This is a genomic window from Thermocrispum agreste DSM 44070 (assembly GCF_000427905.1).
GTDB lineage: Bacteria > Actinomycetota > Actinomycetes > Mycobacteriales > Pseudonocardiaceae > Thermocrispum > Thermocrispum agreste.
In genome coordinates this window covers 174821-201001 of record NZ_ATYX01000008.1, presented here as the reverse complement: position 1 = coordinate 201001, position 26181 = coordinate 174821, and the positions used below count along the sequence as shown (strand labels likewise).

General features: G+C 68.5%; 26 protein-coding genes and 1 pseudogene. 13 read left to right on the top strand and 14 right to left on the bottom strand.

Annotation, left to right across the window (positions count from 1 at the left end; genetic code table 11):
• Positions 1–204 precede the first annotated feature (204 nt).
• Positions 205–849, top strand: a complete 645-nt coding sequence (locus YWY_RS0107000) for an MBL fold metallo-hydrolase (protein WP_028847023.1) — start codon at positions 205–207, stop codon at positions 847–849.
• A gap of 238 nt (positions 850–1087) precedes the next feature.
• Here the strand turns inward: YWY_RS0107000 and YWY_RS20725 are convergent, their stop codons facing one another.
• Both YWY_RS20725 and YWY_RS0106990 read right to left on the bottom strand, forming a co-directional pair.
• The gene (locus tag YWY_RS20725) at positions 1088–1765 is read right to left on the bottom strand and encodes a DUF2334 domain-containing protein (RefSeq protein WP_051309967.1); all 678 of its coding nucleotides are present in this window, start codon (positions 1763–1765) and stop codon (positions 1088–1090) included.
• Positions 1766–2295: 530 nt separating this feature from the next.
• Positions 2296–3207, bottom strand: a complete 912-nt coding sequence (locus YWY_RS0106990) for a sulfite exporter TauE/SafE family protein (protein WP_028847022.1) — start codon at positions 3205–3207, stop codon at positions 2296–2298.
• Between the two features lie 108 nt (positions 3208–3315).
• On the opposite strand from YWY_RS0106990, the gene YWY_RS0106985 reads away from it, so the two are divergent.
• A complete protein-coding gene (locus tag YWY_RS0106985) occupies positions 3316–4116 on the top strand; it encodes an SAM hydrolase/SAM-dependent halogenase family protein (protein ID WP_028847021.1) in 801 nt (266 codons plus the stop codon).
• Between the two features lie 26 nt (positions 4117–4142).
• Here YWY_RS0106985 and YWY_RS0106980 read toward each other — a convergent pair whose 3' ends face one another.
• On the bottom strand, positions 4143–4979 hold the full coding sequence (locus YWY_RS0106980) for an MOSC domain-containing protein (protein WP_028847020.1): 837 nt from the start codon (positions 4977–4979) through the stop codon (positions 4143–4145).
• A gap of 21 nt (positions 4980–5000) precedes the next feature.
• The gene (purB, locus tag YWY_RS0106975) at positions 5001–6431 is read right to left on the bottom strand and encodes an adenylosuccinate lyase (protein ID WP_028847019.1); all 1431 of its coding nucleotides are present in this window, start codon (positions 6429–6431) and stop codon (positions 5001–5003) included.
• Positions 6432–6662: 231 nt separating this feature from the next.
• Between purB and YWY_RS0106970 the strand changes: the two genes are divergently transcribed.
• Positions 6663–6878, top strand: a complete 216-nt coding sequence (locus tag YWY_RS0106970; protein WP_028847018.1) for a dodecin — start codon at positions 6663–6665, stop codon at positions 6876–6878.
• On the opposite strand, the gene YWY_RS0106965 is transcribed toward YWY_RS0106970, so the two are convergent.
• Positions 6844–7329 (bottom strand): DUF6328 family protein, encoded by a 486-nt coding sequence (locus YWY_RS0106965; RefSeq protein WP_028847017.1) that lies wholly within the window; start codon positions 7327–7329, stop codon positions 6844–6846. The two genes, YWY_RS0106970 and YWY_RS0106965, sit on opposite strands and share 35 nt — an antisense overlap.
• A 560-nt stretch (positions 7330–7889) precedes the next feature.
• On the opposite strand from YWY_RS0106965, the gene YWY_RS0106960 reads away from it, so the two are divergent.
• Positions 7890–9086 carry an ATP-binding protein gene (locus tag YWY_RS0106960; RefSeq protein WP_028847016.1) on the top strand — a complete coding sequence of 399 codons (1197 nt, stop codon included), beginning with the start codon at positions 7890–7892 and terminating at the stop codon, positions 9084–9086.
• A gap of 264 nt (positions 9087–9350) precedes the next feature.
• On the opposite strand, the gene YWY_RS24890 is transcribed toward YWY_RS0106960, so the two are convergent.
• A complete protein-coding gene (locus tag YWY_RS24890; protein WP_342665098.1) occupies positions 9351–9548 on the bottom strand; it encodes a hypothetical protein in 198 nt (65 codons plus the stop codon).
• A 3-nt stretch (positions 9549–9551) separates the two neighbouring features.
• On the opposite strand from YWY_RS24890, the gene YWY_RS24885 reads away from it, so the two are divergent.
• The 5 genes from YWY_RS24885 (at position 9552) to dnaB (ending at position 14936) form a co-directional block, all read left to right on the top strand.
• Positions 9552–9896 (top strand): hypothetical protein, encoded by a 345-nt coding sequence (locus YWY_RS24885; RefSeq protein WP_342665097.1) that lies wholly within the window; start codon positions 9552–9554, stop codon positions 9894–9896.
• 258 nt (positions 9897–10154) lie between these two features.
• Positions 10155–11609, top strand: a complete 1455-nt coding sequence (locus tag YWY_RS20715; protein ID WP_084609063.1) for a helix-turn-helix domain-containing protein — start codon at positions 10155–10157, stop codon at positions 11607–11609.
• Positions 11610–11612: 3 nt separating this feature from the next.
• Entirely contained in the window at positions 11613–12518 is a 906-nt protein-coding gene (locus YWY_RS23620) for an NAD-dependent epimerase/dehydratase family protein (RefSeq protein WP_084609062.1), read from the top strand.
• A 310-nt stretch (positions 12519–12828) separates the two neighbouring features.
• On the top strand, positions 12829–13083 hold the full coding sequence (locus tag YWY_RS0106940; RefSeq protein WP_028847014.1) for a hypothetical protein: 255 nt from the start codon (positions 12829–12831) through the stop codon (positions 13081–13083).
• Between the two features lie 452 nt (positions 13084–13535).
• Positions 13536–14936 carry a replicative DNA helicase gene (gene dnaB / locus YWY_RS0106935; protein ID WP_028847013.1) on the top strand — a complete coding sequence of 467 codons (1401 nt, stop codon included), beginning with the start codon at positions 13536–13538 and terminating at the stop codon, positions 14934–14936.
• Positions 14937–15577: 641 nt separating this feature from the next.
• Here the strand turns inward: dnaB and YWY_RS0106930 are convergent.
• Complete coding sequence (locus YWY_RS0106930; protein WP_028847012.1) at positions 15578–16315, bottom strand: hypothetical protein; 738 nt, start codon at positions 16313–16315, stop codon at positions 15578–15580.
• Positions 16316–16444: 129 nt separating this feature from the next.
• Here YWY_RS0106930 and YWY_RS0106925 point away from each other — a divergent pair, with 129 nt between their 5' ends.
• Positions 16445–17227 carry a dioxygenase family protein gene (locus tag YWY_RS0106925; protein ID WP_028847011.1) on the top strand — a complete coding sequence of 261 codons (783 nt, stop codon included), beginning with the start codon at positions 16445–16447 and terminating at the stop codon, positions 17225–17227.
• Here the strand turns inward: YWY_RS0106925 and YWY_RS0106920 are convergent.
• Positions 17224–18144 carry an SDR family oxidoreductase gene (locus tag YWY_RS0106920; RefSeq protein WP_028847010.1) on the bottom strand — a complete coding sequence of 307 codons (921 nt, stop codon included), beginning with the start codon at positions 18142–18144 and terminating at the stop codon, positions 17224–17226. The genes YWY_RS0106925 and YWY_RS0106920 overlap by 4 nt on opposite strands.
• Positions 18145–18296: 152 nt before the next feature.
• On the opposite strand from YWY_RS0106920, the gene fbaA reads away from it, so the two are divergent.
• Together fbaA and YWY_RS0106905 are read left to right on the top strand one after the other, a co-directional pair.
• The gene (gene fbaA / locus YWY_RS0106915; RefSeq protein ID WP_028847009.1) at positions 18297–19328 is read left to right on the top strand and encodes a class II fructose-bisphosphate aldolase; all 1032 of its coding nucleotides are present in this window, start codon (positions 18297–18299) and stop codon (positions 19326–19328) included.
• Between the two features lie 824 nt (positions 19329–20152).
• Complete coding sequence (locus tag YWY_RS0106905) at positions 20153–20563, top strand: DUF3151 domain-containing protein (protein WP_028847008.1); 411 nt, start codon at positions 20153–20155, stop codon at positions 20561–20563.
• A 180-nt stretch (positions 20564–20743) separates the two neighbouring features.
• Here the strand turns inward: YWY_RS0106905 and YWY_RS0106900 are convergent, their stop codons facing one another.
• Complete coding sequence (locus YWY_RS0106900) at positions 20744–21388, bottom strand: HNH endonuclease family protein (RefSeq protein ID WP_038044670.1); 645 nt, start codon at positions 21386–21388, stop codon at positions 20744–20746.
• Between the two features lie 164 nt (positions 21389–21552).
• Positions 21553–22191: a hypothetical protein gene (locus YWY_RS0106895; RefSeq protein WP_028847006.1), complete on the bottom strand. Its 639-nt coding sequence runs from the start codon at positions 22189–22191 to the stop codon at positions 21553–21555.
• Positions 22192–22278: 87 nt separating this feature from the next.
• Here YWY_RS0106895 and YWY_RS0106890 point away from each other — a divergent pair, with 87 nt between their 5' ends.
• Positions 22279–23565 carry an adenylosuccinate synthase gene (locus YWY_RS0106890; protein WP_028847005.1) on the top strand — a complete coding sequence of 429 codons (1287 nt, stop codon included), beginning with the start codon at positions 22279–22281 and terminating at the stop codon, positions 23563–23565.
• A gap of 182 nt (positions 23566–23747) precedes the next feature.
• On the opposite strand, the gene YWY_RS0106885 is transcribed toward YWY_RS0106890, so the two are convergent.
• From YWY_RS0106885 to YWY_RS0106870, 4 genes and pseudogenes are all read right to left on the bottom strand, one after another.
• Complete coding sequence (locus YWY_RS0106885) at positions 23748–24050, bottom strand: DUF1416 domain-containing protein (RefSeq protein WP_156899139.1); 303 nt, start codon at positions 24048–24050, stop codon at positions 23748–23750.
• 8 nt (positions 24051–24058) lie between these two features.
• Positions 24059–24898, bottom strand: a complete 840-nt coding sequence (locus tag YWY_RS0106880; protein ID WP_028847003.1) for a sulfurtransferase — start codon at positions 24896–24898, stop codon at positions 24059–24061.
• A 26-nt stretch (positions 24899–24924) separates the two neighbouring features.
• Positions 24925–25367, bottom strand: a pseudogene (locus YWY_RS20710) (DUF4395 domain-containing protein).
• 403 nt (positions 25368–25770) lie between these two features.
• Positions 25771–26181, bottom strand: a complete 411-nt coding sequence (locus YWY_RS0106870; RefSeq protein ID WP_028847002.1) for a TlpA family protein disulfide reductase — start codon at positions 26179–26181, stop codon at positions 25771–25773.

Genomic DNA, 26181 nt, shown 5'->3' with positions numbered 1-26181 from the left:
GCCGGCCATCGGAAGAGCTGTCGCTTCGTGAAGGCGCTCGGCACAGGCGAGCTGGGCGCTTTGCGGCACCCGCGCTCTTCGGTGGCCGGTGCACGGCGCCGAGGTGGCGTGGCATTGCCACGCAATCGGCGGGCTCGCCTCCACCGGGGTGCCCCGTTAGCCTGGAGGTCTGCCAGCAATGCCCCCGCCAGCGAGGACGGCCTGATGCGCATCGTTCACTACGGACACTCGTGCGTTCTGGTGGAGACCGAGACGGCGCGCGTGCTGATCGATCCCGGCGCGTTCTCCTCCGGGTTCGAGCAGTTGCGTGACCTGGACGCGGTCATGATCACCCATCAGCACTTCGACCACATCGACGCGGAGAAGCTGCCGGGTCTGCTGGAGGCGAACCCGTCGGCACGGCTGATCACCGACGCGGGCACCCAGGAACTGGTCAGCAAGCTCGGGCTGGAGAGCGAGACCGCCTATCCCGGGCAGTCGCTGCAGTTCGGCGAAACCTCGGTGCACGTGGTCGGCGGCGAACACGCGGTGATCCATCCGGATATCCCGACGGTCAGCAATGTGGGCTACGTCTTCGACGGTGGTGCCTTCTACCACCCGGGGGACTCGTTCCGGGTCCCGCAGAATCGCATCGACGTTCTCGGCCTGCCGACCGCTGCGCCGTGGCTGAAAGCGTCTGAGGCCGTCGACTTCCTGCGGGCGGTCAAGCCGCGCATCGCAGTGCCGATCCACGAGGCGGTGCTGGTGAATCCGGCGATGCACTATGGGCTGTTCACCAATCTCGCGCCGGAAGGCACCGAGGTTCGTGTCCTCGGCGCAGGCCAAGCGCTGGAGGTTCAGCGAGTCTGAGCGGTCTGAGCGGCACCTAGCGCTGCCGCCGAAGGTTGCCGCGTAAAAGCCGGGTCGGTTGCGCATCCTCGCGGGTCGTGCGGCTATGCGGCTTTGTGCGCAGCTTTCACGGCCTTGCGGTTCATGCGCAACGCACGGCCCTGCCGGGTTCGTAATGGTGCACACCCCCGACGGCCGGCTGCTCGGCGTGCAGATGGTCGGCAGCGGCGACGGGGTCGCGAAGGCACAGCTCTCGCGGTCATGCGGCTTTGCCCGAGCGATCCGTCTTGCGCGCCACGAGCTGCCGATACGCCTGGGGCACGGCCCCGGCCTCCAACGCGATGTCCACCGCGTCCAGGAACGCTTGTCGCGGCCCCGGTCGGACCGCCTGCGTTGCGTCGATGTGCAGGCGAAGCAGCTCGACGCGATTGACCATGCGCGCAACGGTCAGCAGCAAGGCGAAGCAGCGCAGGGCTTCTGCGCGCTCCGAGCCACCGCCGCCGAACGGAAACACCCGCCCTCGGTGGACGGTTCCGGTGCGCAGATCGTGCACCCGGCCGCCGTCCGCACACAACGCGAGGCGGCTCTTCCGCAGTGCGGTCAAAGTCCCGTCCGAAACCATCCAGCCCGGCGGGGCGAACCCGGTCACCTCGCGGGCCGGGATCCCGGCCTGTGCCATGGCACTGGTCGCCGCGCTGATCCGCAGGCCGGCTTCGTGCTCGGACAACCCGGCGAACTCGGCGCGGCTGCTGCGCAGGACCGGCCGCTGCTGCGGGATCGGGTCGCCGTAGCCGTGGATCAGCAGGTCGTCCCCGCTGTGCACACGGGACCTCACCCAGTCGGCAAGGACGGGCGACGCCGCCACGCCGCGCGGGCGAACGAACAGAGCCACGGGTGTCGAGCGAGCCCGCAGCTCGGCGGTGATCTCGGTCAGCACCGGAAGGGTCGGTGCGCTTGCGCCGGAGAGTGAAACCAGGAGTCGTGAAGCCACGTGTCCAGTGAGCCAGAGTCCCATGACGGCGGCGCTACCGGAACGTGACAAAGACGCTGCAGCCCCGGACCTTCTCGGAAACGGTCGGCGGATGACGCCTGCTGATCCCGTGGTGTGCCGGGGCTGGCTTGGCCTGCCCGGCTGGGGTGACCGGGTGCCGGGGCCGGCCTGACGGCCTGACACACCTCACCGGGTGCCTGTCGGCCCGGGCCGCTCGTTCGAATCACCGGGTGCCTGCAGGTCCCGGACCGCTCGTGCGAATCATCGGGAGCCGGGGGCGCCTTGTCCAGCTCACCGAGTCAACGCCGCCCGGTACCCCGTGGCCGGCCCAAGGAGCAGCCCGGTGCCGAGACCACTCGGCCCGCCAGGCCATACGGCGCCGGCCACCTCGGTGTCACCCGCCGCGGGCCACCGGGCGGCGACTTCGCCCAGATCGCCAGCGCCGCAGGCGTCGGCGCCGTAGTGGCCTTTCCGGATCAGCCCTCCGCCGCGAGTGCGAGCTCGCCTTCCTCGGTCTTCTCGGCCTTGGCGCGCTCGGCACGCGTGGCCCGCACCGCCGACACGACCGCGATGATCCACAGCGCGGCCACGGCCACGTGGATGGCGATGTTGAGGCTGCGTGCGGTGCCGAACTCGGACAGCAGCTTGTCGGTGTTGGTGAGCACGATGAGGCCGCCTGCGGCGGCGCCGAGCACGCGGGGCGGCAAGAAGCGCACCAGCCACGCGGCCACCGGAGCCGCGATCACGCCACCCAGCAGCAACCCGAGGACGATGGTGAAGTCCACGCCGGACCCGCTCAGGGCGAACAGGAAGCTGACGCTGGCCGACAGCGCCACGATGAACTCCGCAGCATTCACCGACCCGATCACCTTGCGCGGGTGCAGCCGGCCGCTGGACAGCAGGGTGGTGGTGGCAAGCGGCCCCCAGCCACCGCCGCCGGACGCGTCGACGAAGCCGGCCACCAGGCCGAGCGGCCCGAGGAACTTCGCTCCCGGCCGACGGTTCGCCACCAGCGTCCCCAGCCGCAGGAAAGCGAACCGCACCAGCACGTAGAGGCCGAGCAGGGTCAGCAGCGCGGCGATCCACACACTGGCGAACTCGGTGGACACCGAGACCAGTGCGTACGCGCCGACGGCAGCCCCGATGCCGCCAGGCACCGCAAGCAAACCGACGGTGCGCCAGTCGACGTTGCCGAAACGCCAGTGCGAGACACCGGAGATCAGCGTGGTGCCCACCTCGGCAAGGTGGATGGCCGCCGATGCCAGCGCCGGCGCCACGCCGATGGCCAGCAGCGCGGTCGTCGCGGTGACGCCGAAGGCCATGCCCAGTGACCCGTCGACCAGCTGGGCCAGAAATCCGGCTAACCCGAACAACAGCAAACTGGGCATGTCCTCTCCTCGGCGTTCACTCTGTCGCGTGACAAACGCCTACGATCGTGAGGGCCGAGCCATCATTTGGAAACGCTTCCCACATGTTGAACGAGCGACGGAGCGGGCATGTACGAGTGGATTTCGTTCACCACGGACTACGGCCTGCGTGACCCGTTCGTCGGGGTGTGCCACGGCGTGATCGCCCGCATCGCGCCACGCTGCCGCATCATCGACATCACGCACGGCGTGCCGCCGGGGAACATCCGGCACGGGGCCTTCGCGCTCGCCCAAGCGGTCGGCTACCTGCCGCCCGCGGTGCACCTCGCGGTGGTCGACCCCGGTGTCGGGACCGAGCGCAGGGGCATCGTGCTGATCGCCGCGTCCGGAGTGCTGGTCGGCCCGGACAACGGTCTGCTGCTGCCTGCGGCCGATGCGCTCGGCGGAGCCCGGCACGCGATCGAGCTGGTGGCGGAGGAATTCCGCCTGCACCCGGTCTCGTCGACTTTCCACGGTCGCGACCTCTTCGCGCCCGCCGCGGCTCACCTGGCAGCCGGTGTCGACCCGGCCGAGTTCGGACCGTCGATTCCGCTCGACGAGCTGCATCGGCTGCCCACGCCGGCACCGTCGGTGCGCCCAGGGGAAGTCGTCGCCGGAGTGGCGACGATCGACCGGTTCGGGAACGTGCAGCTGACGGCGCAGGCGTCGAGCCTGACGGAGGCCGGCCTGGCCGAGGGCACCAGGGTGCGCATCCAACAGCGGTTCGACGGCGTTGTCGGCAGGACGTTCGCCGACGTCAGTGACGGAGAGCTGGTGGTGCTGGCCGATTCCGCCGGCCACGTCGCGATCGCCGTCAACGGCGGCTCAGCGGCACAGCGGCTGGGGCTCGGCGCCACCGCGACCGATCAAGTGACGATCTCCGCGGACTAGGACCAAGCATCGGGCCGGCCGCTGCCTCAATCGGCCGTCAGCCCGGGGCCCCACGCGGTCACGTCGACCGGATCTCCCACGGCGAGGCGGCCCGGCCGGACGACATTGCATTTCACCGCGAAGGCGACCCGTCCCTTCTCCGGGTCACGTCGGTAGGTGGCCAGCGTGCGGATCGGCTCGGATCCCCGCCGCACGCCCGTCGCCTGATCCACCAGCGTGATCGAACACCGGGTGTCTCGCTTGGCGAAGCCGATCTCGGCGGTCCCGACGATCATCCGCCGTGCTCGATCTTCGATGAACGGTTCGGTCCAGCCGTCGACGACGATGTTGGGCCGGAAGCGATCCATCGGCACGGGTTCGCCGCCGCGCATGACGATGCGTTCGTTCAGGTCGGCCAATGACGCCAGAGACGCCACCGTCAGCGCTTGCCCGTCCGCGAACCCGGTCGTCCCCGGCGTTTCGCCGCTGGCCACCCGATGATGATCCGGCGCCACCCGTACCAGGCGGCACGGCCTGCGGAGATAGTCGCCGAACCACGTCGCAGCGTCGTCACCCTGATCCACTCCGTCGCCGCTGAACGTGAACACGGTCACCGGGTGCCGCTTGCCGTCGAGCTGAACAGGAATGCTCAACTGCCCCTGCGACGACGCCCTCACCGTCAGCACGTCATCTCGCAGGTCGACGGTGACTGCGGCCAACGCCGGGTACTCGCGCTGAGTGATACAGCGACCGAACTCGTCGACCACAGCGAACGAGCGATCGTGGCGGAGGCCAGTGGCCAGCACGTCGGACGCAGGCACGCTGACACCGCGGCACGACTTGACCGGGTAGTAGTGCAGCGAATGGACGACCGGGAGCGGCATGCGGCCGACTCTATGCCGGAACTAGAGGATGGGGGCGGGTGTGTACGCGGCCGCCTCCGGGTACCGCTTCACGATCTCGTCCACCCGGCGCACGACGGAATCCACCTGCGCCGAGGCCAGCCCGGTGAACGACAGCGGATCGGCCAGCAGCGATTCCAGCTGCGCCCGGTCGAGCGGCAGTGTTTCGTCGGCCGCGAGACGGTCGAGCAGGTCGTTCTCCGCGGCGCCCTGCTCCCGCATGGCCAGTGCGGCCGCCACCGCGTGACGTTTGATCGCCTCGTGCGCGGCCTCCCGCCCGACGCCTGCGCGCACGGCCGCCATCAGCACCTTCGTGGTGGCCAGGAACGGCAGGTAACGGTTCAGTTCGCGCTCCACCACCGCGGGGAACGCACCGAACTCGCTCAGCACGGTCAGGAACGTCTCCAGCAGGCCGTCGGCGGCGAAGAACGTGTCGGGCAGGGCGACCCGGCGAACCACCGAGTCGGACACGTCACCCTCGTTCCACTGCTGGCCGGCCAGCTCGCCCGCCATGGACGCATACCCACGCAGCACCACGGCCAGCCCGTTGACCCGTTCGCACGAGCGGGTGTTCATCTTGTGCGGCATCGCGCTCGATCCCACCTGGCCGGGCTGGAATCCTTCGGTGACCAGCTCGTGCCCGGCCATCAGCCGGATCGTGGTGGCCAGGTTGGACGGCGCGGCGGCCAGCTGCACGACGGTGGTGATGACCTCGTAGTCCAGCGAACGCGGGTAGACCTGGCCGACCGACGTCAACACCCGCTCGAAGCCCAGGTGCTCGGCCACCACCCGTTCCAGCTGCTCGACCGCCGCCTGCGAGCCCAGCAGGTCGAGCATGTCCTGCGCGGTCCCGACCGGGCCCTTGATCCCGCGCAGCGGGTACCGCTGCAGCAGACCCTCCAGCCGTTCGAAGGCCACCAGCAGCTCGTCGGCGGCCGTCGCGAAGCGTTTGCCCAGCGTGGTGGCCTGCGCGGCGACGTTGTGCGAGCGGCCCGCCATGACCAGCGTGGCGTGCTCGGCGGCCAGCTGGGCCAGCCGCGCCAGCACGGCGACCGTGCGGTCCCGCAGCAGCTCGAGCGACCGCTTCTGCTGCAGCTGCTCGACGTTCTCGGTCAGATCGCGGGAGGTCATGCCCTTGTGCACGTGCTCGTGCCCGGCCAGCGCGTTGAACTCCTCGATACGTGCCTTCACGTCGTGCCTGGTGACGCGCTCACGCGCGGCGATCGACGCCAGATCGACCTGGTCGATGACCCGCTCGTAGGCCTCGATCACCCCGTCGGGTACCGGGACACCGAGCTCGGCCTGGGCCCGCAGCACCGCCAGCCACAGCTCCCGCTCCAGCCGGATCTTGTGCTCCGGAGACCACAACCGTGCCAGCTCCGCGGACGCGTACCGGCTGGCCAGGACGTTCGGGATCTGCGGCTTCTCGGTCACGCCTACAGCGTACGGGCAGCGCTGAAGCGTCAGTCTCGGCGTTTGGTGCGAGTGCGGCGACCGCCACGGCGGGGAAGAATCGGGGCAGTGTCGATCACTGTCGATCACTGCGGCCACTATCGATCACTGTGGCCACCGTCGACCACTGTGGCCACCGTCGACCACTGTGGTCACGGTCGATCACGGTGGTCACAGTCGATCACTGACCATCACCGGGCGTGAGGAGTCGAAATGAGCAACCGCACCTATCGCGTGACCGAGATCGTCGGCAGCTCCACCGAGAGCGTCAGCGACGCCATCCGGAGGGCCGTGCGCCGGGCCTCGCAGACGCTGCGCGGGCTCGACTGGTTCGAGGTCACCGAGATCCGCGGGCACATCGTCGACGGCGACGTGGGGCACTTCCAGGTCGGTCTCAAGGTCGGTTTCCGGCTGGAGGATCCTGCTTGATCCGCTGCAGCCTGCGCGGAGCGACCACCCACAGGTAGGTGAAGCACGCGGACACCAGCACCGCGAGCACGATCAGTGCGACCAGGCCGAACACCACGTAGCCGATCAACGACACGGTGACGGTGAGCGCTGCCGCCAGGCAGGCCAGGCCGGCCAGAACCATGCGGTTGCCTTCGGCAAGGATCTCCCGGCGCAGTCCTTTCCGGAACAGCACGCGGTGCCACGTGGCCGGGGCGGACAACAGCGCGGTGGCCAGCACCGCAAGGAGCACGGCGGCCAGGTGCAACGCCTTCACCAGCAGTCCGGCTTCGGCGAACATCGGCGTGAACACCACGGCGAGCAGGAAGCCGAACAAGATCTGCACGCCGGCCTGGGCGACCCGCAGCTCACCGAGCAACTCGTTGACGTTGCGGGTCAGCCGCTGGTGTTCCGTCTCACCCCGCCCCGTCATGTCCACAGCATTCACCTGTTCGAACGAAGGTCAAACGCACAGGAGCTGGACTTGACCGGTTCAGCGACGGGCAAACCGCGCCCCTGAGGCCGACGCCGAACGCTCAAAGCTCGGCGTCGGCCCGCCGCCGGTCAGCCGGCCACGTTCAGAACCCGCCTACTCGCCCACCACGTCCGGCGGCGCGACGCCGATGAGTTCCACAGGCGAGCCGCAGGAACCGTGGCCCGTCCCCCAGGTGCCTAGGCGAATATGTGGCCGTATTGGCTCCGTCCTAGAGAGCCGTACAAGGCGCGACACCGCACTCTGTCGATGTATACCCATCTATTCGTCGAATAGTAGAAGGTCGAATACTGTGCACTACTCGTCCTCGCCGACCCGGCTTCCATGGGGTCGCCGCTCGTGTTCTATTGCCTTATCTAGCGCGAGACATATAGAGCCGTAGAAAGCGCCATTGGCCGACGTGTCGGTCCTCGGAGGCCGCGGGCGGCGCCTCGACACGCCGTAGCCTTGTATGCCGCAATATCGGGTCTGCGCTAGAGATGCGGATACTGTTCTAGGGCATGGACCCGGTTCGCAACCCGTTCGCTCCCGGTGCGGGGCAACGCCCTCCCGAGCTCGCCGGACGGGAGCGCGAGCTCCATGCCTTCGAGGTCGTGCTGGAACGAGTCGCGCGCGGACGCCCGGAGCGCAGCCTGGTGCTCACCGGACTGCGCGGCGTGGGCAAGACCGTCCTGCTCGGCGAGCTGCGTTCGATGGCGATGCGGCGCGGCTGGGGCACCGGCAAGATCGAAGCGCGCCCGGACTCCGAGCTGCGCAGGCCGCTTTCCGCCGCGCTGCACCGGGCGATCCGGGACCTGGCCGTCCGCCACCGCGCACCCGATCGCGTGGACGAAGTTCTTGGCGTGCTCAAGGCCTTCGCGCTACGCGCCAGCAAGCCGGACGCCAAGCTGCGTGATCGCTGGCAGCCCGGCATCGACGTACCGGCAGCGACGGGACGTGCCGATTCCGGAGACATCGAGATCGACCTGGTCGAACTGTTCACCGACGTGGCCGAGCTCGCCGCGGACGTCGGTACCGGCGTCGCCTTGCTCATCGACGAGATGCAGGACCTGCAGCCGCAGGACGTGTCCGCGCTGTGCGCGGCGTGCCACGAGCTGTCGCAGTCCGGTGCTCCTCTGGTCGTCGTCGGCGCCGGCCTGCCGCATCTGCCCACGGTCCTGTCCGCGTCGAAGTCCTACTCCGAGCGGCTTTTCCGGTACACGCGCATCGACCGGCTGGAACGCGGAGACGCCGATCAGGCGGTCCGGGTGCCGATCGAACGAGAAGGCGCGGGCATCAAACCGGAAGCACTGGACGCCCTGTTCGAAGCGTCGGGCGGCTATCCGTACTTCATCCAGGCCTATGCCAAGGCTGCTTGGGATGCTGCCCCCACCGACCCGATCGGTCCCGAAGACGTCGAGGTCTCCGCGCCGGAAGCGGAAGCCGAGCTCGCCGTCGGCTTCTTCGGCTCCCGGTACGAGCGGGCCACTCCGGCGGAACGGGAGTACCTGCTGGCCATGGCGGAACTGACCAATGGTCGCGACGAGTCGGCGCGCAGCGCGGACGTCGCCGTCTACCTCGGCCGGAAGCCTTCGTCGCTGTCGCCGGCGCGAGACAGCCTGATGAAGAAGGGCCTGGTGTACTCCGCCGAGCGTGGCCGTATCGCGTTCACGGTGCCGCACTTCGGCCAGTACCTGTTGAACCGGCCGGACGATTGATTACCTGCGCGTTACCCCGCAATGACCAGGTAAAACTGGACGTAAAGGGATATTTCTGGCGCTGTCTATCGACCGGTGAGTGATTCATGTCACAGTCGGGGAAATCTGTAACACGCTGTATGTGGGCGCCGATAGCCCAGGTGACCCCGTGATGCTGGCGGACCCCCGACCTGGCAGCACCACGGGGTTTTCCAATGTCTGCATCCGGCCGCTCCGTCGGCCGGTGCTGCGACGGGCCATCATCGGCGCCTGGCCTGCTTGGCATCACTCGCGGGCTGCACCCTCCGGCCGGATCACAGTGACCGGAATGCTGCGTGCACGAGCAGCAGTGACCACGTCGGCGGTTCCTCCGTAGCCGTCTGACGGCTCGCCGTCCCACACTGCGATCAGGACATCCACATTGCTGAGCACGTGCTCACTTGCGGCCATGTACGCCTCGCGGTTGGACTGCTGGAACGGCATGGCATGGACCTTGTCGGCCTTGCCGATCAGCTCGTCGAACTCGGCGGCGTTGTCCGGCTTGACCTTGCGCTCCCGGTAGTCGGCGGCGGGCAGGACGACTTCGAGCTTGCCGCCCTACTCCAGGACGACGCGGGCGAACACCTGATCCGCGCCACGCGCGAGGCAGCTCACCCCGACCAGCGTGGCGGGATCGTGCTGGGCCAGCTCGGCACGGATCTCGTCAGCGACCAGCGGAATGGTTGGGGCGGAGAGGTTGGAATGGCCGGTGATCCGATACGCAACGGAGTGGGATCCTTTCTTCCGACCAACCAGGTGCGCCCTGATCCCGGATGTGCGGAGAAGCCGTGAACGATGCGATCGGCCGCGATCGCACACCACGTACGGCCTCGCCAAGCACACTTGCAACGTCCGTCCGACCTGCACCCACCAGTCTCCTTGGACGCGCCATCACGGCCGACTTGTCAACCGGGCGTCCGGGTAGTGCCGGACGCGTCGGATGATGAACTATCGGAACCATCGGCAGTCCGATGTCGCTGTGCAGGCTGTAGCGGGCACGAAGGTGCCAGGCTTCCCGGCAAACTGTGATTTGGCAGAAGGGAGGCAGGCGTGGCACAGGACACCGGTCGGTGGCTGTATGTAGCCGGATCTTCGGACGCGCCACCGGACGGGTCCAATGCTGGTGACGTCATCCGTTGGTTCCGCCAGGAGCGCGGACTGTCCCAGACAGAGGTGGCCGAGCTTCTGCACACCACACAGTCGAGGGTTTCGAAGATCGAGAACGGTGACATCCTGCTGAAGCTCGACGAGCTTCGCGAAGTGAGCATCCCGCCGGAGCATTTCGGCGTTCTACCCGACTGCAGCGCGGACTCCGTTCCGGATCCACGACAGATCAGCGACCTGCAGGGCTCGGAATGGGAGAGCCAGCAAGCTTGGCGGGTCGTACGTTCCGAACTCAACGCGCACCGGGTCACGTTGAGCGATCTCGCGGCCGACTTGTACCCCGGCTTTGCTCGTATACCCGGAACGACGGTTCTTACCAGGGACGACTGGACACCGGGCGAGCCGGTGGAGCTGGCCGACATCCGATTGACCTGGCGACCGGACGATCGGATGCCAATCCCGGCGATCACCGGAAGCATCGAGCAAACCGCCCACGTTCGCCCGCTCACGGCAACTGGTGCGCGATACCGCCGCTATTCGTTGGCACTGCGTGATCTGGCCCGCCCCAGATTGCTCGACAACCGCTTCGGATACCGTTTGCTGGATGCGAGGTGGTCCGCAGGGAAAGGCGTCTTCGAGTTCGGCTACACGTGCTACTTCGATGTGCTCGATGTGCATGAGGCGGTAGCTCACGAGTTCGCCGATGCGTGGTTGCGCGCTGGGCGGGGACGTCCGAGCTTTGCCGATTTGACCCTGCGTCGCCATGTCGCCGACCCGTTCGACCTGGCGGCTCGGCCAGTCATGCCGAGCATCAACACCCTGACGATCAGACGAGACCCGATCGACGGCCACCGAATCTACCTGCACCGTAGGGACGCCAAGTCGGTCGCTGCGGCCGGTGGCATGTACCACGTGATCCCCGCCGGGATGTTCCAGCCCGCGGCTTTGGCCCCCGCCCATCAGGCCAACGATTTTTCCATTTGGCGAAACATTCAACGCGAATACTCGGAAGAATTTCTGGGCAACCCCGAGCACGACGAAAACTCGGTGGACCCCGTCGACTACTTGAACAGTGATCCGTTCAAGTCATTCATGGCCGCTCGCGATGCCGGGGACTTCCGCGTATTCGTCTGCGCCCTGGTGGTGGAACCACTGACGTTGTGGATCGAATTTCTCACCGTCGCGGTGATCGAAGGGGCGGTCTTCGACCGTCTCTTCGCCACCATGGTCGCCCGGAACGACGAAGGCTCCGCGGTGGGCACAGCGGCAGGCCGGCCGACCGTGGGCATCCCGTTCACCTCGGACTCGATCCAGCGGCTGCGTGACGAGCCACTGTCGCCGATTGCGCGCGCGTGCCTCACGCTGGCCTGGGAGCATCGGCACCGATTGCTGGGAGCTTGAGGCGTGCGAGTACTGGTCACCGGCGCAACCGGTTTCGTCGGCAGGGCGGTTGTGGCTGCCTTGGCCAAGGCAGGTCACGACGTCGTCCCAATGGCGCGACGCAGCGGCCAGTTGTCAGGGCCTGTCGCCGATGTGCGCGATTCCGACGCTGTCCGTGCAGCAGTCGCCGGCGTCGACGCCGTCTGTCATCTGGCTGCTCTGACAAGAACGCGCGAGTCAGCATCCGCCGCATCCGACTACTGGGCAGTCAACGTCGGTGGAACTTTCAACGTCGTATCGGCATTGCTCGCCACAGCGAGTCCGGCAACGCCGAAACGGCTGGTACTCGCCTCGACTGCCGCTGTTTACGGGACGAACGTCCCGCAGCCAGTGACGGAGGACTCGCCCACCGTGCCGGCAAATCCGTATGGCGCGAGCAAGCTCGCCGCAGACCACATCGTTGCCGGCTGCACCGCTACCGGCGCGATCGGCGCCGTAGCGCTTCGCGCGTTCAACGTCGCCGGAGCTGCGCACGGCGCATCGGACCAGGACAACACGCGGATCGTGCCGAGGATCGTCGCGGTGCAAGCCGGCATCGCACCGGAGCTGACTCTCAATGGTGACGGCATGGTCGTCCGAGATTTCGTGCATGTCGCTGACATGGCAGACGCGTTCGTGCTCGCGCTGGAATCATGTACTCCCGGTAAGTGGCGGACGTACAACGTCGGAAGCGGGCGCGGCACATCACTCGCCAAGTTGGTGAAGATCGCAGAAGAGGTCAATGGCCGCCCGGTGCGGGTGAAGCACGGGCCCCGGTGGACGAGCCGGCAGTGTTGCTGGCCGACAGTTCACGGATACGCCGCGAATTGGGTTGGCACCCACGGCGCTCCGCGGTGGAGACCATCCTCGCCGACGCATGGCAAGCCCTGATCCGCAGCTGTTCCGGATAGGAATATTCCGGAAGCGAATATTCCCAGAATTCGCCGGATCGGCAGTCCCGCCGAGCGACAGTCGCGGTTTCATCACGGCATGGCCGTCACATCACGCCAAGCTGACCCCGCGCCGCAGCATCGGCCCGTCCTGACCGACATGCCGAAGCGCTACCCCACCAGGAGCAATGGCGGAACATCGCGCACCCCTACGAACTGCGATATCCGCACTACCCCTGCGCCAGGTGCGGATTGTGGCCGGGCGCGCCGATCCACCAGGTTCGCCCCGATCCCGGGTGTGCGGAGCAGCCGTGAACGATGCGATCGACCGCGATCGCGAGCTGTTCGCCCGGATCGCCGAGGTGAACCCCGGCGTGGTGCGCACGTTGAGCCTGCTGCTGTCCGAGCTCGACGGTGGCGGGTTCGATCCGACGACGATGAGGGAGCTGGGCGACCGGATCCGCCGGATCGGCGAGACGTCGATCATGCGGGCCGGCCGCGGCACGGCTGGCTACGGCGGCCGTGACGCGTGCCGGCCGCCGGGAAGCGCGACACGCCCGGGATGACGTTTTGCCGCGACACGCCGAACGTCTGATCACAATCTTATCCACAACTTATCCACAGGGTCTGACCTGCGGTTTTTCCCACATGGGGGATAGTTGTCCCCAAGTTGTCCACAGCCTCGCGGGCTCCTGTGAGCGACTGGGGACAGTTGCCCCCAAGTAGTCCACAGGTCATCCACAATTCATCCCCAGGCCGATTTGGCAGGGGTGCGCGGAGCGGTTTAGCGTGCCAACGTCCGCGCCGCCGGCAGCTGCGGCGAAAGACCCGTCAAACCCGACAAAAGTGAGCGTCGACCTGCGGCCGAGTCACCGTGGCCGGGGCGGGCGGCGCCACCCCGGCGGACGGCGGGTCGCCGATTCGTGGTCCGACACGACCGCAGCCTGCCCGCGGCAGGGGGATTCGTGCGGCATACTGGGAATCGAACGAGTGTTCGAGACGGGGAGGTTCAGCGGCGGTGGCATTGACCGACGACCGCAGTCCGGCACTCACCGGGTCCGCTCCGGCGTCCTCCACCCCGGGTGGCGGGTTCGACCGGCAACCACCGCAGGACATCGCGGCCGAGCAGTCGGTGCTCGGGGGGATGTTGTTGTCCAAGGACGCCATTGCCGACGTGTTGGAGGTGCTGCGGCCTGCCGACTTCTACCGTCCCGCGCATCAGGCGATCTACGACGTCATCCTCGACCTGTACAGCCGGGGTGAGCCGGCGGACCCGATCACGGTGTCGGCGGAGCTGGAGCGCCGCGGCGAGCTGGCCCGCGTGGGCGGTGCCCCGTATCTGCACACGTTGATCGCCACCGTGCCTACGGCCGCCAACGCCGCCTATTACGCGCAGATCGTGGCCGAGAAGGCGGTGCTGCGCAGGCTGGTCGAGGCAGGTACCCGGATCGTGCAGTACGGCTACGGCGCCGCTGACGCCCAGGGCGCGGCCGTGGACGAGGTGGTGGACCGGGCCCAGGCGGCGATCTTCGAAGTCACCGAACGCCGCACCAGCGAGGACTACGTGGCGCTGGAGGACCTGCTCCAGCCCACCATGGACGAAATCGACGCGATTGCTTCCGAGGGCGGCCTGGCCCGCGGGGTGCCCACCGGGTTCACCGACCTCGACGAGGTCACCAACGGCCTGCACCCCGGTCAGATGATCATCGTGGCGGCCCGACCCGGTATCGGTAAGTCCACCCTCGGGCTGGACTTCTGCCGGTCCGCCTCCATCAAGCACGGCATGACCAGCGTGATCTTCTCGCTGGAGATGAGCCGCACCGAGATCGTCATGCGCATGCTCTCGGCCGAGGCGAAGATCCGCCTGCAGGACATGCGCAGCGGCCGGATGTCCGACGACGACTGGACCCGCCTGGCCCGCCGCATGTCCGAGATCTCCCAGGCGCCGCTGTTCATCGACGACTCGCCGAACATGACCATGATGGAGATCCGGGCCAAGGCCCGGCGGCTCAAGCAGCGGCACGACCTCAAACTCATCGTGCTCGACTACCTGCAGCTGATGACCTCCGGCAAGAAGGTCGAATCCCGCCAGCAGGAAGTCTCCGAGTTCTCCCGCCAGCTCAAACTGCTGGCCAAGGAACTCGACGTGCCCCTGGTGGCCATCAGCCAGCTCAACCGTGGCCCGGAGCAGCGCACCGACAAGCGCCCCATGCTCGCCGACCTGCGTGAATCCGGCGCGCTCGAGCAAGACGCCGACATCGTCCTGCTCATCAACCGGCCAGACGCCACCGAACGCGACGACCCGCGCGCCGGCGAAGCCGACCTCATCCTGGCCAAACACCGCGCCGGCCCCACCACCACCGTCACCGTCGCCCACCAGCTCCACTACTCCCGCTTCGCCGACCTCGCCCGGGGGTAGCGGCGGTGGTCAGGCGGGTTGGTCAGCCGGGCGATGGCCGGCCTGCAGGGGCGGTACGGGGAGCGGCGGTCATTGTCGTGGCCTCCTTGCCAGGCCGCACCGGAGCGCATCGGGGCATCGAAGCTAGCGGGACGGGATTTGCGGGCCGTCCGGCAACATCCACGCAGCCGAGTACCTGGCGGACCGCGCCGACGGCGCGCCGCGGGATCGGCCGCGCTGACGGGGTGCCGTGGGATGGGTCGTGCTGAGGGGGTGCCGGGGGATGGGCTGTACTGACGGGGTGCCGTGGGATAGGTCGTGCCGAGGGGGTGTCGCGGGATGGGTCGTGCTGACGGGGTGCCGCGGGATGGGCTGTGCTGAGGAGGTGCCGTGGGATCGGCCGCGCTGACGCGGTGCCACGGGATGTTGTCGTGCCGACGGGATGCCGTGGGATGGGCTGTGCTGAGGGGGTGCCCCGGGATCGGCCGTACCGACGGGTGCTGCGGGATGGACGTCGGCTCCCATTCACAGCTGACGGCCTGCTGGCAGCGCTGAAGCAGACGCTGCGAGATCGCCGACCTCGCCCGGTGGGTGACCAGCTCCGAAGAGCGGCGTTCGCGCGGATGCCAGCCGGAGCGGCCCGCAGGGCGCGCCGATGATCATCAGGTGATCCGGTGCAGAACCCACACGTTCGGTTCGACGTAGGTGGCATAGCCGTGGTCCGGTTCGCACAACACCGGGACGAGTGCCCCGGGCACGTGCACCGGACCCCGGTGGTCGAACGGCAAGCCGGTCCATGTACGCCATTGCGCCACCGTCCCGGAAATCTGCATGGACATCGGGGCGATGTTCACCACCGTGCCGCCTGCCCGCACGTGCACCCGTAGCCACGGGTCCTCCGGGAGCCCGTCGTCGCGGGTGCGCGCGACATAGCTGGTCATCGGTTCGTCCGGGCGCTGGTGTTTGCCGCTGGGACGGACCGGGGCGACGAGGGTGGTGAAGCCCAGAGCCGCGACGTTGCGTCGCATGGCCTCCAGCATGACTCCGGACAGCCCTTTGCCACGGTGGTCGGCCTGCACGCTGATCTCCAGTGCACACACCAGGTTCGGGTTGCTGCCGGAGAACCGGGTCTGCACGCTCTGCCGGATCGCCCAGTCCCAGCCGTCCTCGGGCAGCCCGGCCGCAGGATCACCGTCCCAGGCCAGCGGCACGCTGAACGAGCGGGCGATCGGCCGGTCACCGTCCAGCGCGAGCATCACGTACTCCGGATACAGCCGCACGCAGGTGTCGTAGTACAGGTCGGCGGTCCGGTCCTGGTACATGAACTCCCCCCAGACGCCGGGGAAGTCCCACAGCCTGTCGGCGAGCTCGGGGCGCTGGGCCAGCGTGACCGTCTGCATGGGCCGAACGCTACCGAGATGCGGCCCACCGGCCGAGGGAATTCTCTTCGCCCGGGCGCCCCGGCAGCAGGACTCCCCGGCCGACCTGGCCCCAGGAATAGCTCCGTCGCCGAAAGGGTTCCCTACGGCATGAGCCAACCGATGCCGGTCCTCTACCTCAGCCACGGCGCACCGCCGCTGGCGGACGATCCCGTCTGGCCGGCCGAGCTGGCCGCCTGGTCCGCGCGGCTACCGAAGCCGCGAGCCGTTCTGGTGGTCTCGGCGCACTGGGAAGCCGCCCCGTTGACCATCGGGGCAACCTCCACCCGCCCCTTGGTGTACGACTTCTGGGGTTTTCCGCAGCGCTACTACGACGTGCAATACCCGGCCCCTGGCGCTCCGGAGCTGGCTGCCGAGGTACGCAGACTGCTCGCCGGCGCCGGTTATCCCACCGCGGACGCCCCGGACCGCGGGCTCGATCACGGCGCTTACGTGCCGCTGATGGAGATGTACCCGCAGGCGGACGTTCCGGTGCTGCAGATTTCCATGCCGTCGCTCGACCCGCGCGAGCTGTACGAGATCGGCCGCAGGCTGGCGCCGCTGCGGCATGCCGGCGTGCTGATCGTGGGCAGCGGCTTCTTCACCCACAACCTGCGCGAGATGAACCCGATGTCCGGCCCCGCCGACGCGCCCCCGCCGTCCTGGTCGGTCGAGTTCGACGACTGGGGCAACGAGGTGCTGTCCACCGGCGACGTCGACGCCTTGCTGGACTTCCACCACAAAGCGCCGGCCGCCGGCAGAGCCCACCCGCGCACCGAGCACTTCGCGCCGCTGTTCGTCAGCCTCGGCGCAGGCGAAGAGGCAGGCGTGGCGCGGACGGCGATCGAAGGTTTCTGGTACGGCCTGGCGAAACGGTCGGTGCAGCTCGGCTAGCCGGCCTGGTCGGACTTCTCCAGCGCCGCTCGCGCGCCCGGGCCGACCACCGCGGATTCCCGTGCGCCCCTGGTGGCGATGTCCCGCATCGCTTCGGCATCGGCCTGGGCCACGCCGGTTCGCCCGCTGCCGATCTCGATCAACGGCGGCAGCAGCGAACGGAGCAGCTTCATGGCACCCACCCAGCGCGGCACGTGAATGGTGCGTGCCCGGCGCAAGGTGCCGCGTTCGAGGTGATCGAGGGCGACCTCGAGCGGATAGGTCTTGCCGAGGAAGGCGGGCATCCGCCCGCGCATCTTGCCGAAGACCGGGTGCCGGTCGGCGCTGGTGACAAGGTCGGTGCCGATCCAGGTGGGGTGCGCGACCCCCACCCGCACCCCCAGGTGCCGCAGCTCGGCACGCAGGCTGTTGCAGAACGCCTCGACGGCGGCCTTCGACGCCGCGTAGTTGGCCATCCCCGGGGCGTGCGCGATCGCGGCCAGCGACGAGATGGCCAGCAAGTAGCCCTTGCGCTCGATGACGTGCGGCATCGCGACGCGGAACGTCCGCCAGACGCCGAGCAGGTTCACCTCGATGACCTTCTCGAACGCCACCGGGTCGACGGACCGCACGAATCCGGTGCTGGCGATGCCGGCGTTGGCCACCACGACGTCGATGCCGCCCCACCGCTGCACGACCTCGGCAACGGCCTTCTCCAGGTCCTGCCAGCTGGTGACATCGGCCTCCCACCACGCCGCGTCCGGCCCGATGCGGCGGGCCACCGCGGCCAGTTCCTCCGGCTCCAGGCCGAGCAGCGCGACCTTGGCCCCGCGCGCCGCGAAGCGCTCGGCGAGCCCGGCGCCGATGCCCCTGGCGGCTCCCGTGATCAGCACGACCCTGTTCCTCAGCGACCTGGACGTGAACGGGTTGCCGGCCACGGCACCTCCTCGCAGCAGCTACCGGAGAGTAGGTCGAGCCGAGCCTAACAGGAGACTGCCCACAGGGGCAGACCGCTTGTGGTACGGGCCCGTGTCCCGTCCGTAGGATGGGCCCTGGACCAGGCTTGATACCGCGAGCACAAGGAGCGCCGATGCCCATCGCAACCCCGGAAACCTACGCCGCGATGCTGGACCGCGCGAAGGAAGGGGGATTCGCCTACCCGGCGATCAACGTGACGTCCTCGGAGACCCTGAACGCGGCTCTGCGTGGGTTCGCCGAGGCGGAGTCCGACGGCATCATCCAGATCTCCACCGGGGGCGCCGAGTTCGCTTCCGGCCAGAAGGTCAAGGACATGGTGACCGGCGCCGTCGCGATGGCCGAGTTCGCGCACGTGGTGGCCGAGAAGTACCCGGTCACCGTCGCACTGCACACCGACCACTGCCCGAAGGAGAAGCTGGACAAGTTCGTCCGCCCGCTGATCCAGATCTCCCAGGAGCGGGTCGACCGGGGCGAGAACCCCTTGTTCCAGTCGCACATGTGGGACGGCTCGGCGATCGACCTGGAGGAGAACCTGCAGATCGCCGCCGAGCTGCTGGAGCAGGCCAAGCGCGCGAAGATCATCCTCGAGGTGGAGATCGGTGTGGTCGGCGGCGAGGAGGACGGCATCTCGGCGGCGATCGACGAGAAGCTGTACACCTCGGAAGGCGACTTCGTCCGCACCGTGGAAATGCTCGGCGCGGGTGAGAAGGGCCGTTACCTGCTGGCGGCGACCTTCGGCAACGTGCACGGCGTGTACAAGCCGGGCAACGTGAAGCTGCGCCCCGAGGTGCTCAAGCGCGGCCAGGCGGTGGCCGCCCAGAAGCTGGGCCTGCCGGAGGGGTCGAAGCCGTTCCAGCTGGTCTTCCACGGCGGGTCCGGGTCGTCGCTGGAGGAGATCCACGAGGCGGTCTCCTACGGTGTGGTGAAGATGAACATCGACACCGACACCCAGTACGCGTTCAGTAGGCAGATCGCCGACCACTTCTTCAAGAACTACGACGGCGTGCTGAAGGTCGACGGCGAGGTCGGCAACAAGAAGGTGTACGACCCGCGGTCCTACCTCAAGGCCGCCGAGGCAGGCATGGCGGCGCGCGTCGTCCAGGCGGCCGAGCACCTGAAGTCCGCGGGCAAGAAGATGAGCTGATCCGCGTTCCGCTGGCAGCAGACCGGCCGGCCGGTGCCACGAGGCATCGTCGGCCGGTCTTTTGTGTGTGGGGGGCGCGACGCGCTCGGTCTTGTCCGGGTGGCGTGGGGGTGCGGCGTGCCTGGTCGGCGTGGTGGGGCGACTGGTTCTTGTGTGGCCGGGTTGTGGTGCGCATGGCGCTAGCGGCCGGTCTTCTTGTGTCAGGAGGTTGAGTGCGCTCGGCCTCGTTGGGTGGGCGTTGGTGGTTGGATGCGGGTGCGTACGAGCCTTGCCTGGGGGCGACAGGCCGACGGGTGTGTGCGGTTTCGCCTGGCCGGTGCCGTGAGGGCATCGTTGGCCGGTCTTTTGTGTGTGGGTGGGCGCGACGCGCTCGGTCTTGTCCGGGTGGCGTGGGTGTGGGGGTTGCTTGGCTGGCGTGGCGGGGCGACTGGTTCTTGTGTGGCCGGGTTGTGGTGCGCATGGCGCTTGGGCCGGTTTTCTTGTGCAGCCCGACAGCCCGACACCCCGGCCGGTGCTCCCGTTGTCGGCCGGGCTTCGACCATTACCGGCAGCGCCGCATCCGGTGCAGGCACGTGGTCCGTTGCGCGCGATGGGCGGTTGGCCGGGTAGTGCTCGGCTGAGCAGCCACCGGCCGTTCAGCGCCTCGGCCGGCCCGTTCGCATCAGCCGAGCCGCCAGCTCCGCCCCGGCCGGTCATGATGGGCAGTGATGATGTCGAAACGTGCGATTGCTCTGGTCATGGTCGTGCTTCTGGTCGCCGCGGGCGGCAGTACGCTGCTCAGCCTGGTTCTCTGACCTGGCACCATGACCTGGCACCATGACGCCATGACCAACCTGCTCGAACCGGAGCCGATCCAGCTGCCCGGCAATCCCGCCGCCGAGGCCGCGCTCGACTCGGGCACCCCGGCCGCCGACGTCGCCGCCGAGCACCCGCAGTTCAGCGAGGCCTGGGCGCAACTAGCCGACGAAGCCCTGGCCGCGGGCCAGAACGTGACGGCGTACGCCTACGCCCGCACCGGTTACCACCGCGGTCTGGACCAGCTGCGGCGGGCCGGCTGGAAGGGGCACGGCCCGATCCCGTGGCAGCACCGGCCGAACCAGGGCTTCCTGCGCTCGCTGGCGGCGCTGGCGCGAGCCGCCGAGCGGATCGGAGAGACCGACGAATACGAACGGTGCCTGCAGTTCCTGGCCGACTCCGACCCGGCGGCGGTGGAGGCCACTGGGCTGAAGAAGTAGCACTGCCGCGGAGCGGCGCTGGCTGGCCGGCGCTCTTCGGCGCTCGGTCCCGGTCTCACGTGGCGATCCGGGCGGGCATGCAGCACCGTTCGAACAGCCGCACCGGCCGCTCGGCCGGTGGTGGCCGGTGCGGCCTGCCGCGATCGGCTCGGTGACGCGTCCAGGGACCCGCTCTCCCGATCAGCACCGGTCGAGCATGTCGTTCAGCGCGGCCTTCTCGTTCGAAGACGTGGTGAGGTCGTACTTGTACTTCACCCCGATCCACATCCGCGCGTACGTGCACCAGTAGCTCTGTGACGGTGGCTTCCAGTCCTCGGGGCCCTTGTCGCCCTTCGACTGGTTCACGTCGTCGGTGACGGCGATCAGCTGCGGGCTGTTCAGGTCGTTGGCGAACGCTTTCCGCTCGGCCTGGGTCCAGTGGGAAGCGCCGGTGCGCCACGCCTCCGCCAGCGGCACCATGTGGTCGATGTCGACGTCCGACGGGTCGGTCCAGGTGGCCCCGTCGAATGGGCTGTACCAGCTGCCGGAGATCGGATAGCAATCGTCGCCGACTTGCACATTGGTTCCGTCGCGTCGCAGGACGACCTCGCGCGTGTTGCACGAGTTGCCTTGGTTGCTCCAGTGCGGGAACTTGTCACGGTCGTAGCCGTCCTGCGAGCCGTCCGGCCGAACGGTCAGCTGGGAGAGCATCGAGGCGGCGGTGGCCGGATCCGGGATGTTGGGTGGCTCCGCGATCGCGGAACCGGATGACGTGGCCGCGACTCCGGTGGAGAGCAGCGCGGTCGAGCCGAGAACGGTCAGTGCGCGGCGAAACGTGAAGGACATGCCGGTTCCCTTCTGCCGTGGGCCAGACAGAGGGAACGTGACGCTTCGTGCCGGTGTGCGCTACCTGAAAGTGTGACGAATTCTCTTCTTGGTGATAACTACACCCGCTTGGCCGTGTACAGAACGCGCATATCGCCCGAAGTTCCGGCCCGACGATCGGCCGGTCACGGCCGGACGGCCAGCAAATCCTCGGTGTGCCGGTACACGGTCCAGCGGCGCAGTGGCCGGTCACGACGGACCCCGTCGGTCACCGGGTGGACCGGCACCCGCCCGCCGTACTGGAAGGCCCGGCCGCGGAAGGTCGCCGTCTTGCGCAGCAACCGACCGTGGGTCACCCGCACCGCGACACCCGCCGGGTCCGGCCGCACTTCGATACGACGGGCCGCACCCCGCAGCGCCAGCACGTCGTCGCAGTACGCCTCGCCGTCGACCGCTTCGACCAGGCCGCGTCCGAGCAGCACCCCGCCGGTGTCATCCCGCACCAGCGTCATCGGCCGTGGCTCACCGTAGGTGGCGATCCGAAGTGCCTCGGCCGGATCGTGCGGAAGGCCCCACAGCGCGGCGACCGCTGACTCCGCGCTTGCGGGCACGTATCCCACGGCTACCGAACTCAGGACTTCCCTGCGCAGCATGCGCACCACGACCGCGGCGAGATCCGCGTCGTCGCCGACGACGATGACCCGCTTGCTGCGCTGCAGGACCTCGTCCACGTGCTTCTTGCCGGGACGGGCGGGCACCCGGACGACGTCGGGGGCAGCAGGAGGGTCGGATAGGTCACCGCAAACCAACGTCGTGCCGCACACCAGGCCATCCTCCGATACCCTCGCACCGGCGGTTTCCCGCGCAAACCTGCGCCCGCAGGACGTTCACCGCAATACCAGGAGTGTCACATGCCGGCCATCGTGCTGATCGGTGCCCAGTGGGGCGACGAAGGCAAAGGGAAAGCCACCGATCTGCTGGGCGATCGCGTGCAGTGGGTCGTCCGCTACCAGGGCGGCAACAACGCTGGTCATACCGTGGTGTTGCCGGACGGGCAGAACTTCGCACTGCACCTGATCCCCTCCGGGATCCTCACCCCGGGCGTCACCAACGTCATCGGCAACGGCGTGGTGGTCGACCCGCGCGTGCTGCTGGACGAACTGGCCGGGCTGGAAGCCCGCGGGGTGAACACCGACAAGCTGCTGATCTCCGCGGACGCGCACCTGATCATGCCGTACCACGTGGCGATCGACAAAGTCACCGAGCGCTACCTGGGCTCGCGCAAGATCGGCACCACCGGTCGGGGCATCGGCCCGTGCTACCAGGACAAGGTGGCCAGGGTCGGGGTGCGGGTCCAGGACCTGCTGGACGAGAAGATCTTCCGGCAGAAGGTCGAGGCCGCGCTCGAGGTGAAGAACCAGATCCTGGTCAAGGTCTACAACCGGCGGGCGCTCGACCCGGACCAGGTGGCCGACGAGGTGCTGGCCATCGGGGAGCAGTTCGCGCACCGCATCGCCGACACCCGGCTGCAGCTGAACAAGGCGCTGGAGGCTGGGGAGACGGTGCTGCTGGAGGGGTCGCAGGGCACGCTGCTGGACGTCGACCACGGCACGTATCCGTTCGTCACCTCGTCCAACCCGACGGTGGGCGGCGCGTGCGCGGGCAGCGGCATCGGGCCCAGCAGGATCACCACGGTGCTGGGCATTCTCAAGGCCTACACCACGCGGGTCGGCTCCGGTCCGTTCCCCACCGAGCTGCACGACGAGATGGGCGCCCACCTGCGCAAGGCCGGTGGCGAGTTCGGTGTCACCACCGGGCGGGAGCGTCGCACCGGCTGGTTCGACGCGGTGATCGCGCGCTACGCCACCCGCGTCAACGGCATCACCGACTACTTCCTGACCAAGCTGGACGTGCTCTCCGGCTTGGAGAAGATCCCGGTCTGCGTGGCCTACGAGGTGGACGGCTTCCGCACCGAGGACATGCCGATGACGCAGACCGACGTGCACCACGCCGTGCCGGTCTACGAGGAGCTGCCCGGCTGGCAGGAGGACATCTCGGGCTGCCGGACGTTCGAGGAACTGCCGGCGAACGCGCAGCGCTACGTGGAGCGGATCGAGGAGCTGGCCATGGCCAGGGTGTCGGCCATCGGCGTGGGACCCGGCCGCGAGCAGACCATCGTCCGGCACGAGTTCGTCTGAGGACAGGGGCGGCTCCGGCCAGTTGCGCCGTACGCCGCCCGGAGCGGTGCGGCGGCCGCGAGGTGCGGCCTGCCGGGCGGCGGTCCAGGTACGACCGCTTGAGGCCCCGAAAAACGCGTTTCCCCGGTGCCGAACCGGCACCGGGGAAACATCCGGAAGGAAGAACGGGGCGTCAGGTGGTCTCAGACGGACACCGACACCCGGTACAACTTCGGCGCGTCGGTCTCCACTGCGGCCTCACCTGTTCCCTCGGCGTGCAACGCCCGCACCGTCCACTTGCCCGCCGCGGCGTAGAAGCGGAACTCGCCCTGCTCGGACGCCTGCACCTCACCGGCGAACTCGCCGTCGGCGTTGAGCAGCCGCACGTAGGCGTTCGGCAACGGTTGGCCGCCTGCGGTCACCGTGCCCGCGATGACCACCTGGCCGCGGGTGTCGAAGTCGTCCGGTGTGGCTTCCTGCGCCGGGGCGGCGCAGCCGCTGTCCACCTGCACGCTCACGAGTTGGCTCCCGTCTCGATCGGCACACCGACCAGCGAGCCGTACTCGGTCCACGAGCCGTCGTAGTTCTTGACGTCCTGCAGGCCGAGCAGCTCGTGCAGCGCGAACCAGGTGTGGCTGGAGCGCTCACCGATGCGGCAGTAGGCGATGGTCGGCTTGTTCAGGTCCAGGCCCGCCTCGGTGTAGATCTGCTTCAGCTCCTCGTTCGACTTGAACGTACCGTCCTCGTTGGCCGCCTTGGCCCACGGCACGTTCACCGCGGACGGGACGTGACCGGGACGCTGGGCCGACTCCTGCGGCAGGTGGGCAGGCGCCAGCAGCTTGCCGGCGAACTCGTCCGGCGAGCGCACGTCGACGATGTTCTTCTGGTTGATCGCCTCGACGACCTCGTCCCGGAAGGCCCGCAGCGACAGGTCCTGCTCTTTGGCCACGTAGCTGGTCTGCGGCCGCTGCGGCACCTCGGTGACCAGCTCGCGACCCTCCAGCTCCCACTTCTTGCGGCCGCCGTCGAGCAGCTTCAGCTTCTCGTGGCCGTACAGCTTGAAGTACCAGTAGGCGTAGGCGGCGAACCAGTTGTTGTTGCCGCCGTAGAGCACGACCGTGTCGTCGTTGGCGATGCCCTTCTCGCTCAGCAGCTTCTCGAAGCCCGCCTTGTCCACGAAGTCACGGCGGACCGGGTCCTGCAGCTCGTTCTTCCAGTCGATCTTGACGGCGTTGCGGATGTGTCCCTTGTCGTAAGCGGAGGTGTCCTCGTCGACTTCGACGAACACGATGCCGGGCGTGTCCAGGTTCTCCTCCGCCCACGCGGTGGACACCAGGACGTCTTCGCGGCTCATAACTGCTCCCTTTCCCAGGCTGCGAATCAGGTGGTTTGCGTGCCGGCCGGCCGGCCGAGGCGCTTGATCAGCAGGTAGGCCTCGCAACCGAGGCAGAAATTGAATGCCACGTTGAGAAAGGCGCCGCCAGCAGCGCGGCAGCCGTGGCAACGATCCCCAGCGTGGTCAACCCGGAGGCGTAGCCGATCACCCCGGTCACGGCGAAGACGAACCCGACCGCTTGCGCGAACCGCGGCGGGGCCTCGTCCTCTCGTTCTGTGGCAGGACCGAGGCGCGGCTGCACCGCGACCCGGTACAGCGCCCCATACGGCGAGAACCGGAGGCCGAACAACGCGCCCGCGGCGAACACCACCGCTTGCGCGGCCAGCAACGGCCACCAGCTGGTGATCAACACGACGGCGAGCACCACGGTGGTGATCCCGGCGGCGAATCGCGGGCCGCGGGGATCGATCTGCTGGCTGGTGGACATGCCCCGACGCTACGGCGTTTTCCCTGGTTATGGGAGCGGTGTCCACCATGTGGACGCCCGGCCGCGGCGGGTCGGCCGAATGGCGGGCGGGTGGTCACGTGGTGAGGGGTCGTCGGTCTCCGGCATGCAGGGTGATGCAGTGGGCTGGGGTGACGGGAGGGGGCGTCGTGCGGTGTGCGGGCTCTGGGTCTCCGGCAGCTGGTCGTGCGGTGGGTCGGTTGTGTCGTGGGGTTGGGGCTGCCGGGTGGGGTTGTCGTGTGGTGTGTGGGTTGTCGGTGTCTGGCAGCTGGTCGTGCGGTGGGTCGGTTGTGTCGTGGGGTTGGGGCTGCCGGGCGGGGCTGTCGTGTGGTGTGCGGGCTCTCGGTCTCCGGCAGCCGGGTCCTGCAGTCGGTCGTGCAATGGATCAGGCTGCCAGGTGCGGCCGTAGGGCGGCGAGCAGGCTGTCGGTCTCCGGCAGGCCGGAAACCCGCACGATCTCCGTGCCGGATGCGGTGTAGGCGATGGTGGTCGGGGTGCGCAGCACGCCGAGCGCGTGGGCGACCTCCGGCTGGTTGGTGACGTCGATGTCGACGTGGCGCAGCCCTTCCTGTCGCTCGGCCAGTGCGCTCAGCCGCGCCCGGGTGTGCCGACACGGCGCGCAGAACGTCGTGGAGATCTGCACCAGCGTCACACCGGGCCCCAGTGATTCCGCCACCGGGGCCGGAAGTCCCGCTCGCTGCTTCCCGCTGCGCACCTTGCCCTCACGGCCACGGAGGACGAGCCCGATCACCAGGCCGGCGGCGAACACCGCGGCGGTCACCACCAGGCCCGTCAT

Coding starts and splice junctions, on each gene's coding strand:
- YWY_RS0107000 (WP_028847023.1), top strand. CDS start 205: ATGCGCATCGTTCACTACGGACACTCGTGCGTTCTGGTGGAGACCGAG.
- YWY_RS0106990 (WP_028847022.1), bottom strand. CDS start 3,207: ATGCCCAGTTTGCTGTTGTTCGGGTTAGCCGGATTTCTGGCCCAGCTG.
- YWY_RS0106985 (WP_028847021.1), top strand. CDS start 3,316: ATGTACGAGTGGATTTCGTTCACCACGGACTACGGCCTGCGTGACCCG.
- YWY_RS0106980 (WP_028847020.1), bottom strand. CDS start 4,979: ATGCCGCTCCCGGTCGTCCATTCGCTGCACTACTACCCGGTCAAGTCG.
- YWY_RS0106970 (WP_028847018.1), top strand. CDS start 6,663: ATGAGCAACCGCACCTATCGCGTGACCGAGATCGTCGGCAGCTCCACC.
- YWY_RS0106965 (WP_028847017.1), bottom strand. CDS start 7,329: ATGACGGGGCGGGGTGAGACGGAACACCAGCGGCTGACCCGCAACGTC.
- YWY_RS0106960 (WP_028847016.1), top strand. CDS start 7,890: ATGGACCCGGTTCGCAACCCGTTCGCTCCCGGTGCGGGGCAACGCCCT.
- YWY_RS24890 (WP_342665098.1), bottom strand. CDS start 9,548: ATGCCGTTCCAGCAGTCCAACCGCGAGGCGTACATGGCCGCAAGTGAG.
- YWY_RS24885 (WP_342665097.1), top strand. CDS start 9,552: ATGGACCTTGTCGGCCTTGCCGATCAGCTCGTCGAACTCGGCGGCGTT.
- YWY_RS0106930 (WP_028847012.1), bottom strand. CDS start 16,315: ATGCAGACGGTCACGCTGGCCCAGCGCCCCGAGCTCGCCGACAGGCTG.
- YWY_RS0106925 (WP_028847011.1), top strand. CDS start 16,445: ATGAGCCAACCGATGCCGGTCCTCTACCTCAGCCACGGCGCACCGCCG.
- fbaA (WP_028847009.1), top strand. CDS start 18,297: ATGCCCATCGCAACCCCGGAAACCTACGCCGCGATGCTGGACCGCGCG.
- YWY_RS0106905 (WP_028847008.1), top strand. CDS start 20,153: ATGACCAACCTGCTCGAACCGGAGCCGATCCAGCTGCCCGGCAATCCC.
- YWY_RS0106900 (WP_038044670.1), bottom strand. CDS start 21,388: ATGTCCTTCACGTTTCGCCGCGCACTGACCGTTCTCGGCTCGACCGCG.
- YWY_RS0106890 (WP_028847005.1), top strand. CDS start 22,279: ATGCCGGCCATCGTGCTGATCGGTGCCCAGTGGGGCGACGAAGGCAAA.
- YWY_RS0106880 (WP_028847003.1), bottom strand. CDS start 24,898: ATGAGCCGCGAAGACGTCCTGGTGTCCACCGCGTGGGCGGAGGAGAAC.
- YWY_RS0106870 (WP_028847002.1), bottom strand. CDS start 26,181: ATGACGGGCCTGGTGGTGACCGCCGCGGTGTTCGCCGCCGGCCTGGTG.